The sequence below is a fragment of the Shewanella carassii genome (assembly GCF_002777975.1).
GTDB lineage: Bacteria > Pseudomonadota > Gammaproteobacteria > Enterobacterales > Shewanellaceae > Shewanella > Shewanella carassii.
Map to the genome: position 1 here is coordinate 20,796 of NZ_NGVS01000005.1, position 14,026 is coordinate 34,821.

Consider the following 14,026-nt stretch of genomic DNA (forward strand, 5'->3'; position numbering starts at 1 on the left):
TAAGTATGAAGATGCATATCAGCAAGACACCGCTGCTGGCAGCAATACTCCTGAGCCTCACGGGTTGCCAGGATGATGCCAAGGTAGAACAAAACCTGCAGCCCAAAAGCCTGACCTTGGCCATGGTGCCGCCCCAGGCAAGCGATATCAAGGCTTCAGAAGAGCTTGATACAGGGCAATTGCCGCCCTTGAATACCTCCAGGGAAGATGTCAGCTTTGTCAGGGCGCTGTCAGGGGAATATCAAGCCCAGCTGCCGGACAAAACCGCCAGTACCAGCAGTGATGAATACTGGTTGATGGTTACAGGCGCCGAGCTTAACCAAGGCATAGAGCTGCCATTAACCCAAGGCAGCAGCGTTATCCGTCTGGCACCGCGCTGGGATAAAAGCAGCGGCGCCCCGACTGCCCCCAAAAGTATTGCTCCGGACGCAGTTCAACTCAGCTCGGCCGCAGGCAAAACTGAGAACAAGCGTCTTATCCGCCGCGCCGTAGACTCTGAGTCTCTGGCCAGCGCCGGGATGGATGATGACTCCAGTGCCCTGTTGCTGAGCTCAGATATCAAGCCCGGTCTCTATCGCCTGCAGGTCGCCGCAGCGCTGACCGCCACTGACAACTATCTGGTCAATGTCAAAGAGAAAGGATCTGCCTATCGTCTCAAGTTAAGCACCCCATCATCACTCGAGGCCAACACCCATCTCGAGTTGGAGCTGGCGCTTGAGAACGATAAGGCCATGGGTTCACCTCGTTTGGCCAGTGCCCGGCTGCAGCAAGCAAGCGGCGAGCAAACCCCACTGCAACTCAGCCAAAGTGGCGACAGCTGGCGACTGCAAAATGAGCAGCTGCCCATGCCCTCAAGCAATGCGGGTTTCAGTGAACTGGTGGTCGATATTGAGACCCAGGTGGATAACACCTTGGTACGACGTACCGTCAAGACCGCCTTCAAGCAGTTCTATCCATCGGCGCGGCTGGCACCCGAAATCCAAGTTGGTTGGCAAAATGGTCTGCCAAGTGCCCTCAGCTTTACGCTGGAGCTGGCTCAAAGTGGTCGTTTTGGGGTGTCGGCAATACTGACAGGAACCGATGCCCAAGGACGGGAAATCGCCATACTGCAGAGTGAGACAGCGGCCTGGCTGACACAAGAGCAAAACAGTCTGCAGTTGCCTCTAAACCTTGAACTAATCCAAAATTCGGGCTTAAAGCCGCCCTACGGTGTCAGGGCAGTTGAGCTCAAGGATATGGGGCAGATGGCGCGCTTGAGTTATCGCGACAAGGCGCTGAGTTTAGATGCCCTTTAAGGCCAGCTTTCAGGCAGAGAGAAACTTATAACCAGAAAGCAACTTATAGCCCAAAGCAACAAAGCCCGATGCAGATCTCAGCATCGGGCTTTTTACTCTGCAACTTGGCTTAACCAATTGCGCCTTTATAACCCCACTCTTTCAGCCAAGCTTTTGAATCAATGCCCTTCCATCGCATGCAACTTGGCCTGATAGCGTTTTTTCTGCTCGCCGTCACCGGCCAACGCCAACGCCTTTTGCAGATTGCTCTTCGCCCGGTCGGAGTCCCCTTTTGCCCAATAGGTTCTGGACAAACCAAAGTAAAACTCGTGGCGATAATCCGCCTTCTCAATCGCTCTTCGATACCAACTCAGCGCCTCATCATATTGGTGATCCATGTAGGCTTGTTGCGCCATATCATAGTAGTAATAAGGATTACGGATCCGGGCAAGCTCCAGTACCTTGTGCACTTCGGCCCATTCATCCAGTCTGTCTTGGCTGCTCAGCATGACCGCCAGGTTATAGAGGGTAGTCATGTTTTCTGGCTCAAGCGTCAACGCATAGCGGTAGACCCGCTCGGCCATCTGTTCCATGCCCCTGGCGCGATAGAGCACCGCCAGGCTATTGAGCGCCGGAATAAACAGACTCTGCTGTTGCAGGCTCCTTTTCAGCAAGCCGTATGCAAGATCCCAATTCTCATTGATCAATGCCTCGGCCGCCGCATTGTTGTAATACATGGCGACCACAGTACCTTGGCTGATCTTATTGACCTTATAGCTGCGCACAGCACGCTCGGGCAGGAAATCCACCAGGATGGAACGCTCGGTGACATGGAAGACATGATTATTCTTGGGCGGATATAACTTGAGATTGATATGACCATTGACCAGATAAAAGGCGCCTTGGCGATCCCAGACCGGGGGCACTTCCACATCACGAAATTCAACCTCTATCCCCAGTTGTTGCGCCATGGCCGCCGTCAGGATCACCAGTGACATGCAATTTCCGGCCCTGTCGTGAAAGGTTTCGGCGGCGGTGCGGGTGTAGTTGTCCTGATAGCGAAAGCCGCCCTTGTCGGCATGGATATAGTCAGCCAACCACTCGTGGGCCAACTCCTGATTGGACATGAGTGCGCTGCGGCTATAGGCACCTTTTAGCAACTGCACCGCCTCGGGAGGCAAGGCGAATAACTCGGCGGGCTCGGGGATATTCCCTACCTCTTTGAATTGGTTATCCTGAAACAGGCTGCCAAGGGCCATCTTGCTTGGCACCGGGGTACTGCTGCAACCGCAAAATAGCAGCAGCAAAACCGCACCAATTAAGCGACTCAAGATGGTAGTGGATAGAGCGCCAGAGAGAGCTCGAATGAGAGAGCCGGAGAAAGCGCTTGAGAAAGTGCCTGAGAACATAAGGCCTCCTGAGTTAAGGCTTCTTTACTGAAAGCTTAAGTCAGACTGGCCACTCCTGCCGCGCCAAAGGGTGACAAAATGTGAATATCCCCTAGTTCAAGCCTTCATTTCCGGGAGCGATAACTTCGGAACCCGGCTTGGGGATCCCTATATAGAGCTGCTGTTGCCGGTAAAGATAGGGGCGATAAAAATGGCCATCGCAGGAAAAGTAGCGATAGGGGCGCATGTAAGGAACACATATGGCAGGCAGGCTGCGGAGGATCTCCAGTTGCTGCTGCGAGCGCAGTAGTTCCTGCCACTCATGCTGACGCAGTAATTCATCCCTGACGGCAAAGGCATCGAAGGGCTCACTGGCATCACGAACCACCACTTGTCCTGCCTCGGCATTGCCAAGCCACAGCAAGGTACTGCACAAAGTGCAGAGAAAAGTACCGGTCAGCTTCATTACACTGAGAGTCTTCATCACCATCCCCTTAGGCTCCAGGCTGTTCCTGCTTTCAGTCTGCCCCCAAGAGCGTCTGTCATCAAGCGCCATAGCCGCAAAATGTGCTTTTCCTGGCCGACTCCCGCCAAGCCAGGTAACAACAAGGCCGGTAACCCCAAAGCCAGCTCTAACGAAAAGCCACCTCACAAGAGATGGCTTAAAGATTAAGGAAGCTTGCTTGATCTCTCAAGAACACTCATGGCTTATCAGCTGGCGTTCTTGGCCTCTCAGTTGGCGTTCTTGACAGTTACAAACTCAGGATAGGCATCGATACCACAGTCCGACGCGTCCATACCGTTGTACTCTTCCTCTTCGGTCACCCGGATCCCCATGGTCACTTTCAAGGCGCCCCACACCAGCAATGATGCCAGGAACACCCAGGCAGAGATCACCGCAGCGCCAAACAGTTGCCCTGTCACACTGGCATCGGCATTGGACAGAGGCACCATCATCAAACCGAAGAAACCGGCAACTCCGTGCACCGAGATAGCCCCGACAGGATCGTCTATCTTGATGCGGTCAAAGCCCACGATGGAGAACACCACCAAACCGCCGGCTACCAGGCCTATCACACCCGCCATAGGCAGCGAGGGCGACAATGGATCGGCCGTGATAGCCACCAAACCTGCCAAAGTACCATTGAGTATCATGGTCAAGTCGGCCTTGCCCCACACCATCTTACAGACGATCAGTGCAGATACCGCGCCGAAGGCCGCCGCCGAATTGGTGTTGACGAAGACTTTGGCCACGGCACTGGCATTTTCGGCATCAGAGACCAGTAACTGAGAACCACCGTTGAAACCAAACCAGCCCATCCAGAGGATAAAAGTCCCCAGGGTTGCCAGCGGCAGGTTGGAACCCGGGATAGGGTTAACCTGGCCATTGGCGCCATATTTACCTTTACGGGCCCCCAGCAGCAAGACACCGGCCAAGGCCGCGGCCGCACCGGCCATATGCACTATGCCGCTACCGGCAAAGTCGACAAAGCCGGCTTCGGAAAGGAAACCACCGCCCCAAGTCCAGTAACCTTCCACCGGATAGATGACTGCCGTCATTACCAGGCTGAATGCCAGGAAAGCCCACAGGCGCATGCGCTCGGCCACGGCACCGGAAACAATCGACATGGCTGTAGCCACAAATACCACCTGGAAGAAAAAATCAGACTCCAGCGCATGGTCGGCGTCGGCGGCTTGAGCTCCTATCAAGGTGCTGATGCTCGGCAGCCAGCCACCCTCGCCATTGTCCACATACATGATGTTGTAACCCACAATCAGGTAGGTGATACAGGCGATTGAATAGAGACAGATGTTTTTGGTGAGTATCTCTGTGGTATTTTTGGAACGCACCAACCCGGCCTCCAGCATGGCGAAACCCGCCGCCATCCACATCACCAGCGCGCCGGAGATCAGAAAGTAAAAGGTGTCCAGCGCAAAACGCAGCTCTGTGACCGTAGTACCCAATTTGCTCAGTTCTTCCATCCTCTCCCCCTTACAGCGCTTCTGTGTCTGTTTCGCCCGTACGAATACGGATAACCTGTTCCAGATCTGTCACAAAGATCTTGCCGTCACCTATCTTGCCGGTATGAGCGGCGTTGCTGATGGCTTCCAACAACTCATCGAGATTCTCAGCCTTGGTGGCTATCTCAAGCTTAACCTTGGGCAGAAAGTCCACCTGATACTCGGCTCCCCGATAGAGCTCTGTATGTCCCTTTTGTCGGCCAAAACCTTTGACTTCGGTGACCGTCATCCCCTCTACGCCTATGCCCGCTATCGCTTCGCGGACATCATCGAGCTTGAACGGCTTAATGATTGCGCTGACTAATTTCATCCAGACCTCCAGAATCGCCTTGCTGTATTGGTGTTATGCCAAAACAATTCAAGCATTAGGCCAAAATGTTAATTTTTTGTTTTATAAAGAGTTAGTTTTTACGGACCAGGTTAAGAGCTGCAGATATGCACCAATTAAGTGCAATTAAGGCATAGGCGCACAAAAAAAGCGCAACCATCTACGACCTAAGGCCTATTGGCTTAAGCCCTGTCCTGTCGTTAACTGAATATTCTGTCGTTGACTGAAGCGAAAGAAGGACTCGTTTGCACCTGTCCTAAGACCAACCTGAAGGAGAACAAGATGTTAAAAGCGGAAGAGTGTGTGCTGGTCATAGTGGATGTTCAGGGCAAACTGGCGCAGATAATGGACAAGAGTGAACAGCTGCATCAACAACTGGCCATGCTGATAGAAGGCACGGCCTTGTTTGATATCCCAGTGCTCTGGCTGGAACAGTTGCCGCAGAAGCTCGGCCCTACTACAGAGTCGCTGGCCGCCCTGCTATCCAAGACCACTGCGCCGATTGCCAAGCATCACTTCAGTGGCTGGCACTGCCCGGCGTTCCGTGAGGCACTGTTGAGCACGGGCCGCAAACAGGTACTGCTGGCCGGGATAGAGACACATGTCTGTGTCTATCAAACCTGTGGTGATCTTATCGAGCAGGGTTTCGATGTGCACTTGATAGCCGATGCCGTCAGCTCCCGCAGTGAAAGCAACAAACGCTTGGGAATAGAAATGATGAAGCAGCAGGGAGCCAGGCTCAACAACAGCGAATCTTTACTGTTTGAACTGCAACATCAGGCAGAAGGTGAACGCTTTAAGGCTCTGCTTAAGCTGATCAAATAGGCCTGTAATCCTTCGCTGGCTACCACTGCTGGCTTGTAAGATAAAAAATCCCCGCGGTGCGGGGATTTTCATTTACGAGTGTTAACGACTGTTACTTGTAGGTTGCTTCACGCTTCTTGGCTTCGGCATCCCACTTAGGCAGAACATTTTTCTTGAAGTCTTCCTTGTCGGAAACCATCTTCTTCATGTCCATACCCAGAGCAGCCTGAGCCTTGGCCTTGGTGGAGATATCAGGCAGAGCGACAGGCTCAACGATACCTTTCTTAGCCAGCAGCTGCGCCAGTTTCACCCGGGCGTTGGCAGCCTTGTCAACCGCAGTACCCAGTACCCGCAGCGCTTCATCAGGAGCGTGAGCCGCGACACCGTGAGAGGCGATAGCATAATCCCAGCGCCATTGAGCATGACGGATATCAGTCAGGATTGGCTTCATCTCTGCTTCGGTCGCACCGGCTTTCCAGGCGGCAGCAGCTTCGAAGTGTGCCTTGACGATTTGATCTTCGGCCTTCAGCTTCAGCTCTTTAACTTTGGCTTTACGCTCGGCAGTCAGGTTCTCCATAAACTCTTTGCTCTGAGTGTGGCACTGAGCACAGGTTTCTTCGTAGCGATCGAAAGGATTACCCACTTTGTGATCGGTAAACTTACGCCCCTTGTCGCTGGTCACCTTCGGCATGTGACAGTCAACACAGGTCACGTTGTTCTTACCGTGAACCCCCAGTTGCCAAGTTTCATAACCTGGGTGCTGTGCCTTCAGCATAGGAGTCTTGGACAGCGCGTGAGTCCAGTCGGCAAACTCGATGGCATCGTAGTAAGCCTCCATGGATTCCACTGTAGTGCCCTGATCCCATGGGAACTTAACAAAGCCCTTACGACCTTCCACTTTCTCAAAGTAGTACTCTACATGGCACTGAGCACAAACCATGGACTGCTTGTCTTTGCGGGAAGCCTTATCAAACGGCATCCCCAGGGTTTCCATGGCGCGCTCGGCAAAAGGACGCCCCAGACGCAGCTTAGGAGAACCTTTCTCGTGACAATCACCACAACCTATGGCGTTAACCACTTCTGGACCACCTTTGGCCCATTTGCCGCTGAAGTAACCGTCTTCGCCCTGCTCTTCAATCAGACGAGGAACATCCGGGCTCTTACAGCTCCAACAAGCCATTGGCATTGGGCCATCTTCAGCTGTTTTGGGTGCTCCGGTACGCAGGGTGTTGCGCAAGTCAGTTACGGCATAGATGTGGCCGCGAGGGGCATTGTAGTCCTTGGCGAAACCATAACCGGCCCACAGAACCACCAGATTGGGATCTTCGGCCAGTACGTCAACAATTTCAGAACTTTCGGCGGTGTCATGCCAAGTGGCATATTGATTTTTGAACTTGTCTTTGTAAACTTCGTTACGAGGCTCGGTCTTATCACTCGCAAACGCACCGGCAGCCATAAGGCTTGCGGCGACCAATGCACTGAGTGCAAAGGATTTTTGGTTTATTTTTTTCACCATCTCATCTCCGTGTTACTTTATCATTATTTGCAATAACCACGACATCTCCAAGGTCAAAAGTAGCCTCTTGAATAAGCCAAAAACATACCTCTTAGGGAGTATCCGGAGCGAAGTTTGCGCCAGATCAAAATGTGAAGGCGATGTTGTTCACATTTTTGTACTCTTGTTAATGTATTCAAGCGCAGGCTAATGTAGAACGCTGAGACTCAAGTCCTTTTTCTTCTCGATGACGTTATCGGCGTAGTTCCTTCCGCCAGCCGAAGGCAACACAGCAAAGGACTCAGGAAACCTTAGCAAAAGTGAGTGAATATTTCATGAAACGAGGCAGTTTAACCTCTACCATTTTAGGCTTAATGCTGACCCTTATTTTGCTCTCAAGCGGTCTGGCCACTTTTGCCATCATCAATCTGTCCTACAGCCTTGGAGATGCCCGGGCGATCAACGCCTCCGGTTCATTGCGGATGCAAAGTTACCGGTTGATGTTCTATGCCAATTCCGGCAGTGAAGAAGCACTGCAAAAAATTCGCGAATTTGAAAATACCCTCTACTCAGATGCCTTGGTGCGCTCGATGGACTGGTCATCGCCGGCCAGACTCGGACAGCAATACCAACTGGTGATCAATAAGTGGAAGGTCATGAAGTATTACATAGAGCAGGAAGACTCGCGCAATTACGCCATTTCACTGAAAGACTTTGTCGATACCATAGATCTGCTGGTACTGGAGATGGAGCATCACGCCGCCTTTAAACTAAGATTACTGGCCGTCAGCCAGATAGTGGGCTTGGGGCTGATGTTGCTGATTGCCTTTATCGCCGTGCGTTTTACCAAACGCAAGGTGGTGGTGCCGCTGCAACAGATGATGGAGTCGGCCAACACTATTTCCAAGGGTAACTTTGCCGTCGAAATGCCCAAGACAGAGTATATCGAGCTCAGCGCTCTTTCCGATGCCCTAGACAGCACGGTTCAGGAGCTGGCAACCCTCTATGGCAACCTGGAAACCCAGGTGAAGGAGAAGACCCTGGCGCTGACTCGTGCCAACCGCGAACTCAAGTTCCTCTACGATAACCTGGTGATGCTACATTCGGGTAAGCTGAACTATGACGTCATGCGTCAATCATTGATACAGCTCCAGGAGTATGAACATCTGCAACACTTACGGCTGATTATTCAGCAAGATGAAGATGCCATGGAGGTGATAGCCACCGATGAGGGCAACTGGCCACAATCCGGACAGACCATGCAGTTTCCGCTCAAGTTTGAGCAGCAAGAGCTCGGCTTTCTGGAAGTGTTTGGCGAACACGATATCAATGTGCCCCTGTTTGAAAACTTCACCATTATGCTGGCCCGCTCGATTGTGATTCATAACGCCACCGAACAGCGCCAACAGCTGGCCCTGCTGGAAGAGCGGGCGGTTATCGCCAGAGAGCTGCACGACTCGCTGGGGCAACTCTTGTCCTTCCTGAAAATCCAGATAAGTTTGCTGCGTAAAGGCCTCGACCAGAGCTGCAAAAGCCCGGCGGTAACCCAGCAGCTCGAAGAACTCAATGAAGGGGTGACCACAGCCTATGCCCAGCTCAGGGAACTGCTGTCGACCTTCCGCCTGACCGTCAAAGAACCTAATCTGCGTAACGCTCTCGAAGCCATGCTGGAGCAACTGAGCAGCCAGACAGAGACAGAGCTGGAACTCAACTATCGCCTGCCGCCCCAGTTACTGGCGGCGCACCAACACATTCATATTCTGCAGCTCACCCGAGAAGCCACCCTTAATGCTATTAAACACGCCAATGCGAGTCGTATTTGTATCAGTTGTGAAAAAAACTCTGATAACATGGTCGTCATCAGCGTTTCGGACAACGGCATTGGTCTGGCACACATCAAGGAAAGGGATCAGCATTTCGGCATAGGGATAATGCACGAACGCGCCAGCCGTCTTTCAGGTACTGTAGAATTTTCCAGCAATGCGTCGGGAGGCACCAATGTTGTCCTGACTTTCCCACCTCAGCAGGAGCCATATCATGGGTAAACCTTATTCTGTTCTGGTAGTCGATGACCATCCCTTACTACGTCGCGGTATCTGTCAGTTACTGGCATCCGATCCTGACTTTAGTCTCTTCGGTGAAGCCGGTACCGGGCTTGACGCCTTGGCGGCTACCACCGAAAACGAGCCGGACATTATCCTGCTGGATCTGAATATGAAAGGGATGACGGGTCTCGATACCCTGAATGCCCTGCGTCAAGAGGGAGTGACTTCCAGAATCGTTATCCTAACGGTTTCCGATGCCAAGCAAGATGTACTTCGTTTGCTGCGAGCCGGTGCCGATGGTTACCTACTCAAGGACACCGAACCCGATCTGTTGCTGGAACAGTTAAAGGAAGCCATGTCCGGCCACAGAGTGATCAGCGCCGAAGTGGAAGACTATCTGTTTGAACTGAAAAATGCCACCGATGAAGAAGCCTGGCTCGATAGCCTAACACCGAGAGAGTTGCAGATACTGCAGCATCTGGCTGAAGGCCAGAGCAACAGGGTGATCTCCGAGGAACTTCATATCAGCGAAGGCACGGTCAAGGTACATGTCAAAAACCTGCTCCGCAAGGCCAACGCCAAATCTCGCACCGAAATGGCTGTGCGTTATCTCAACCGTTAAGCCACAAAAAAGGGACGTCACCGCGTCCCTTGTCATTGCAGCCAATGCCGCTTGTTCAGCGGCTCTGGTGCAGAAAGTCACACCAACTCTCAAGCACATCCTGAAAGTCTTCCAGGCCGCACCAGGCTTCTGACTCGGCATCGTAGAGAGAGAGGGACTCATCCATCTCCTGACTCTCGCCAAATTCGAGCACATTGGCGTAGACACGTACCTGCTCCTGATCCAGTTGCAATGTCAGATCCCGGCCAATCAACTGCCATTCGCGAATGCGCCCGGACTGCAAGTCCGCCAATGCCTGTTTGACCCGAGTGCAGATCTCGGCGTCATCCGCCAACTCTTCAGAGAACCATTGCCCCAGTACATGATGCTCCATACTGAAATAGGCTATTACGGTCCCCGTCAGTGAATTGCGCCGAAATTCGTATTCCATGGTGTCACTTCTTTTGCTGTAACCAAACCTACCCTAATTTTAACCCAGGGCCTGGGTATTGCCCAGAGTTATGCCAGGGCTTTACTTTCAATCTTAATACCATTCCTTATAGAAGTTTGCCTTGCTCATAACTGTGTCAACCATGGGAATTCCAGCCAAACTCGCGATAACATAATGATGCTACAGCGAGGCAAGTTGGTATCACTATCGGATGGCTGACAAGCTCCCTAAGCACGTGTTGAAAAAACACGTATGCAACAGACCAATGTCACGTTATCCCGAGAAACCGCCCATTAGCCTATTTGTCTGCCCTGCTTTTCATTGCCGCTGAGTGAGTAAACTCCTATACCCAATGGTATAACTAGGTTAGCTTGAACTAAAGCAAACCTATGAGAGTGAATCTATGGCCGAAAAACAGTTTTGTGCCTTGCTACTCAGTGGAGAGATGGCAGGCAAAGAGTTGACGCTGCAACAGATCAGCGACTGGCAGCCAGAGCAAGGCATACTCTGGCTGCATCTGGACTATAAGAAGAAATCCAACCGTCAATGGTTGCAACAACACAGCGGCCTCGATGCATTAGAAGTGGCCGCCCTGTTGGCGCAGGACACTCGTCCCAGGGTGGTCCAATCTGGCCACGGGCTACTACTGGCGCTCAGAGGCGTCAATCACAACCCTGGGGCCGACCCTGAAGACATGGTGTCGATACGCCTCTACCTGGACAATCATAGGATTATCAGCACCAGCAGTCGCGAGCTGTTATCGGTCAAAGACATCATCCAGAGCGTTGGCCAAGGCTCTGGCCCCGGCAACACAGGGGAATACTTGTTGGCGCTAACGCAGCGTCTCACCCAGCGGAAGACGGAGTTTATCGATCGCCTGGAGGAAACCGTCGACGACCTGGAAGACAAGGTGATGGCCGGCAACGACAGGGATCTGCGCAGCGATATCGCCGAACTCAGGCGCCAGATAGTGGTGGTCCGACGCTACCTGGCACCGCAGCGGGAAGCCTTTAGCCGCCTGCTGGCAGACTCGGCCAAGGTATTTGATGAACATCAACGGCTTAAATTCAACGAAATCAACGATCAACTCATTCGCTGTATCGAAGATCTGGACGCAATAAGAGACAGGGCCAGCGTCACCCAGGAAGAGTTACAAAACCGTCAGGCCGAGGCCGTCAATCGCCGCCTCTATTTCCTGTCGCTGATCAGCGCCGTCTTCCTGCCGCTGGGATTTCTTACCGGTCTGCTCGGAGTCAATATCGCCGGGATCCCTGGCGCCGATGTCGGCTGGGCCTTCGGAGCTTTTTGCCTGTTCCTGTTGCTATTGGTAGGGGGACAGTTGTGGCTATTCTATCGCTATAAGTGGCTGTAATGGAAAAAGAAAAGGACGCCAACGGCGTCCTTTTCAATATCGGGTATCCACTTTCCGTGAAACAAGAGATTACTTGGCAGAAGCTTCGGCTTCGGTCGGCGCGGCAGGAGCTTCGGCTTTCTTGACCTTGAGCAACTCGACTTCAAAAATGAGAGTGGAGTTGGCCGGAATAGTGCCCATATCACGCTCGCCATAGGCCAGCTCAGATGGGATAACGAAGCGATACTTGGCGCCTACAGGCATCAGCTGAACCCCTTCAGTCCAACCTGGGATCACCCGGTTCAGGGCAAATTCTGCTGGTTCACCGCGAGAGTAGGAGCTGTCAAACTCAGTGCCGTCGATCAGAGTACCACGGTAGTGAACTGTCACAATGTCTTCAGCAGCTGGCTTCTCACCTTCACCGGGTGTCAGGACTTCATATTGCAGACCGGACTCAGTAGTGACCACACCTTCTTTGGCCTTGTTCTGCTCCAGATAGGCTTTGCTCTCCTGCATCGACTTGGCTGCCATCTCCTGAACCTTGGCCATGCGTTTTTCATTCAGCTTCTGATCCAGACCTTCAAGTACTTTCTGCATCTCATCTTCGGTCAGTTGCAGTTCGTCTTTCAGCCCTTGTTGGAAACCTGTCACAATCAAAGCACGATCGACTGAGAAGCCCAGCTCTTCCTGTTCCTTGATATGGCCGGCCATGTAGCGGCCAATAGAGGCGCCCACGCTATAAGCTTCTTTCTGCTCGACAGAGCTCAGTTCCACCTTGTCGGCACTCGCTGTTTTTTGTTCTTGGTTACAGGCGGAAAGGCCGATCAGGGCCAGTGCGACCAGTGAAATTTTGTAAATCGGTTTCATTAAAGGCATCCTCAGGATCTTCAAATGGTTACAATTAACCCTAAATGTGTAAGACGACTCACTTTATACCAGTTAACTTTGAGATACAAAGCAGATTATCCATACTGGTTAACAAGGGAGAGCTGGTCGACGAACCGAGCCCCCTGTATGGAAGTGACAGCGTTTTACCCTTACTCAAAATGACAAGTCGAGGCGGTATAAGTTCATGGCAATAAACAGATTGCTACTTATTTGCACGCTCAGTTTTACTTTGCTGGGCCTTGGCGCTTGCCATCCAGGCCCCAATAGCAGCCAATCCCTGGCGGCCGATCCCAGTTACAGCGCCAGTCTCTCTGCCGATGGCCACTATGCTTTAATAAGCAGTCAGGAAGGGCTCAGACTTTGGGATCTCAGACAAGGGACAGTCAAGTATCAGTGGGCTCAAGGCAGTGCAGCCAATGATGTGATCGCCACCGATATCTCGGCCAATAGTGAATATGCAGTGACGTTAAGCCGCGATTCAGTTGCACTGTGGAAAATCGCCGACGGCCGAGCGGCAGGTTGGTGGTCACTGCCGGCGGTAGCCCAAGCTGTAGCCGTGGCCGACAATGGCCAGTTGCTGGTGGGGCTGGCCGATGGCGCGGTAATGTCACTGACGCCAACAACAGGCGTGCTGGTAAAATTTCTTGGCCACAGCGAAAAGGTTAACAGCGTTGCCCTCTCTGCCGATGGCCGCCTGGCATTGACCGGCGCCAACGATACCACCGCTCTGCTGTGGCGCCCTCAAGATGCTCAGGTGCTGAGGCGCTGGCAGATGGATTCCAGGGTACTAAAGGTTGCCCTCAGCCACAGCGGCAGCCTCAGTTTAGTGTCCGACAGTACCGGCAATGCCGACATTTGGCACAATGACTCAGGAAAACTGGCCAGCTCGCTGGCGATAGTCCGGCGGCAAATGAACTTTTCGGCAGCACGCTTTATCCAACAGGAACAGGCCTTGTTGACCGGCACACCGGCCAGAGAGTTAAGCCTTTGGCAGGTCGATTCGGGGAAAAAAGTCGCCAACTGGCAAGTTTCATTGCCAAAAAAGCCTTTGCCCCAAAGCGCCGTAGTATACTCAGTGTCTGAATCCGACAACGGCCAACTTCAGAGTATCAGCAGTGCCAGCTTACTGGAACGCTGGTCAGCGCCAACACAGAGGTAAGTAATGCAAGCAATCCCGGACAGGATCGAAGAACTCGAAACCAAGCTGTCATTTCAGGAAGCCACACTGGAAGAATTGAGTCAGGAGATTTTCGAACTCAATAAGGTCGTGGCCGAGCAGCAGTTTCAGATCCAGTTGTTAATCAGCAAACTCAAGGCGGTAGAGCCGAGCAATATCGCGTCTCAATCGGAAGAAACTCCGCCGCCTCACTATTGAGTCG

The 14,026-nt window shown here is 52.6% G+C and carries 14 protein-coding genes; 7 read left to right on the forward strand and 7 right to left on the reverse strand.

The window, feature by feature from the left end; genetic code table 11:
- Positions 1-5 precede the first annotated feature (5 nt).
- Positions 6-1,295 (forward strand): DUF4785 domain-containing protein, encoded by a 1,290-nt coding sequence (locus CBE72_RS02325; RefSeq protein ID WP_100142134.1) that lies wholly within the window; start codon positions 6-8, stop codon positions 1,293-1,295.
- A 158-nt stretch (positions 1,296-1,453) separates the two neighbouring features.
- Here the strand turns inward: CBE72_RS02325 and CBE72_RS02330 are convergent, their stop codons facing one another.
- The 4 genes from CBE72_RS02330 to glnK all read right to left on the reverse strand — a co-directional run bounded on the left by CBE72_RS02330 (position 1,454) and on the right by glnK (position 4,994).
- On the reverse strand, positions 1,454-2,683 hold the full coding sequence (locus CBE72_RS02330) for a hypothetical protein (RefSeq protein ID WP_100142135.1): 1,230 nt from the start codon (positions 2,681-2,683) through the stop codon (positions 1,454-1,456).
- A gap of 91 nt (positions 2,684-2,774) precedes the next feature.
- Positions 2,775-3,146, reverse strand: a complete 372-nt coding sequence (locus CBE72_RS02335) for a hypothetical protein (RefSeq protein ID WP_229672016.1) — start codon at positions 3,144-3,146, stop codon at positions 2,775-2,777.
- Positions 3,147-3,394: 248 nt separating this feature from the next.
- Positions 3,395-4,645: an ammonium transporter gene (locus tag CBE72_RS02340; protein WP_039036014.1), complete on the reverse strand. Its 1,251-nt coding sequence runs from the start codon at positions 4,643-4,645 to the stop codon at positions 3,395-3,397.
- A gap of 10 nt (positions 4,646-4,655) precedes the next feature.
- Complete coding sequence (glnK, locus tag CBE72_RS02345) at positions 4,656-4,994, reverse strand: P-II family nitrogen regulator (RefSeq protein WP_100142136.1); 339 nt, start codon at positions 4,992-4,994, stop codon at positions 4,656-4,658.
- 300 nt (positions 4,995-5,294) lie between these two features.
- On the opposite strand from glnK, the gene CBE72_RS02350 reads away from it, so the two are divergent.
- A complete protein-coding gene (locus tag CBE72_RS02350) occupies positions 5,295-5,837 on the forward strand; it encodes a hydrolase (protein WP_100142137.1) in 543 nt (180 codons plus the stop codon).
- A 91-nt stretch (positions 5,838-5,928) separates the two neighbouring features.
- Here CBE72_RS02350 and nrfA read toward each other — a convergent pair whose 3' ends face one another.
- Positions 5,929-7,332 (reverse strand): ammonia-forming nitrite reductase cytochrome c552 subunit, encoded by a 1,404-nt coding sequence (gene nrfA / locus CBE72_RS02355; protein WP_100142138.1) that lies wholly within the window; start codon positions 7,330-7,332, stop codon positions 5,929-5,931.
- A 314-nt stretch (positions 7,333-7,646) separates the two neighbouring features.
- Here nrfA and narQ point away from each other — a divergent pair, with 314 nt between their 5' ends.
- On the forward strand, positions 7,647-9,356 hold the full coding sequence (narQ, locus tag CBE72_RS02360; RefSeq protein WP_100142139.1) for a nitrate/nitrite two-component system sensor histidine kinase NarQ: 1,710 nt from the start codon (positions 7,647-7,649) through the stop codon (positions 9,354-9,356).
- Positions 9,349-9,978 carry a response regulator gene (locus CBE72_RS02365; RefSeq protein WP_100142140.1) on the forward strand — a complete coding sequence of 210 codons (630 nt, stop codon included), beginning with the start codon at positions 9,349-9,351 and terminating at the stop codon, positions 9,976-9,978. Before narQ ends, CBE72_RS02365 begins: the two co-directional genes overlap by 8 nt.
- 55 nt (positions 9,979-10,033) lie before the next feature.
- Here CBE72_RS02365 and CBE72_RS02370 read toward each other — a convergent pair whose 3' ends face one another.
- Positions 10,034-10,408 (reverse strand): YacL family protein, encoded by a 375-nt coding sequence (locus tag CBE72_RS02370; RefSeq protein WP_100142141.1) that lies wholly within the window; start codon positions 10,406-10,408, stop codon positions 10,034-10,036.
- 403 nt (positions 10,409-10,811) lie between these two features.
- On the opposite strand from CBE72_RS02370, the gene CBE72_RS02375 reads away from it, so the two are divergent.
- Positions 10,812-11,780 carry a zinc transporter ZntB gene (locus CBE72_RS02375; protein ID WP_100142142.1) on the forward strand — a complete coding sequence of 323 codons (969 nt, stop codon included), beginning with the start codon at positions 10,812-10,814 and terminating at the stop codon, positions 11,778-11,780.
- Positions 11,781-11,849: 69 nt separating this feature from the next.
- Here CBE72_RS02375 and fkpA read toward each other — a convergent pair whose 3' ends face one another.
- On the reverse strand, positions 11,850-12,626 hold the full coding sequence (fkpA, locus tag CBE72_RS02380; RefSeq protein ID WP_100142143.1) for an FKBP-type peptidyl-prolyl cis-trans isomerase: 777 nt from the start codon (positions 12,624-12,626) through the stop codon (positions 11,850-11,852).
- Between the two features lie 205 nt (positions 12,627-12,831).
- Between fkpA and CBE72_RS02385 the strand changes: the two genes are divergently transcribed.
- Both CBE72_RS02385 and CBE72_RS02390 read left to right on the forward strand, forming a co-directional pair.
- Positions 12,832-13,806, forward strand: coding sequence for a WD40 repeat domain-containing protein (locus CBE72_RS02385; RefSeq protein ID WP_100142144.1), 975 nt, complete (start codon positions 12,832-12,834; stop codon positions 13,804-13,806).
- A gap of 3 nt (positions 13,807-13,809) precedes the next feature.
- Complete coding sequence (locus tag CBE72_RS02390) at positions 13,810-14,022, forward strand: SlyX family protein (RefSeq protein ID WP_025011529.1); 213 nt, start codon at positions 13,810-13,812, stop codon at positions 14,020-14,022.
- Positions 14,023-14,026 lie beyond the last annotated feature (4 nt).

Coding starts and splice junctions, on each gene's coding strand:
- CBE72_RS02385 (WP_100142144.1), top strand. CDS start 12,832: ATGGCAATAAACAGATTGCTACTTATTTGCACGCTCAGTTTTACTTTG.
- CBE72_RS02365 (WP_100142140.1), top strand. CDS start 9,349: ATGGGTAAACCTTATTCTGTTCTGGTAGTCGATGACCATCCCTTACTA.
- CBE72_RS02340 (WP_039036014.1), bottom strand. CDS start 4,645: ATGGAAGAACTGAGCAAATTGGGTACTACGGTCACAGAGCTGCGTTTT.
- CBE72_RS02335 (WP_229672016.1), bottom strand. CDS start 3,146: ATGAAGACTCTCAGTGTAATGAAGCTGACCGGTACTTTTCTCTGCACT.
- CBE72_RS02370 (WP_100142141.1), bottom strand. CDS start 10,408: ATGGAATACGAATTTCGGCGCAATTCACTGACGGGGACCGTAATAGCC.
- fkpA (WP_100142143.1), bottom strand. CDS start 12,626: ATGAAACCGATTTACAAAATTTCACTGGTCGCACTGGCCCTGATCGGC.
- CBE72_RS02350 (WP_100142137.1), top strand. CDS start 5,295: ATGTTAAAAGCGGAAGAGTGTGTGCTGGTCATAGTGGATGTTCAGGGC.
- CBE72_RS02390 (WP_025011529.1), top strand. CDS start 13,810: ATGCAAGCAATCCCGGACAGGATCGAAGAACTCGAAACCAAGCTGTCA.
- CBE72_RS02325 (WP_100142134.1), top strand. CDS start 6: ATGAAGATGCATATCAGCAAGACACCGCTGCTGGCAGCAATACTCCTG.
- glnK (WP_100142136.1), bottom strand. CDS start 4,994: ATGAAATTAGTCAGCGCAATCATTAAGCCGTTCAAGCTCGATGATGTC.
- narQ (WP_100142139.1), top strand. CDS start 7,647: ATGAAACGAGGCAGTTTAACCTCTACCATTTTAGGCTTAATGCTGACC.
- nrfA (WP_100142138.1), bottom strand. CDS start 7,332: ATGGTGAAAAAAATAAACCAAAAATCCTTTGCACTCAGTGCATTGGTC.
- CBE72_RS02330 (WP_100142135.1), bottom strand. CDS start 2,683: ATGTTCTCAGGCACTTTCTCAAGCGCTTTCTCCGGCTCTCTCATTCGA.
- CBE72_RS02375 (WP_100142142.1), top strand. CDS start 10,812: ATGGCCGAAAAACAGTTTTGTGCCTTGCTACTCAGTGGAGAGATGGCA.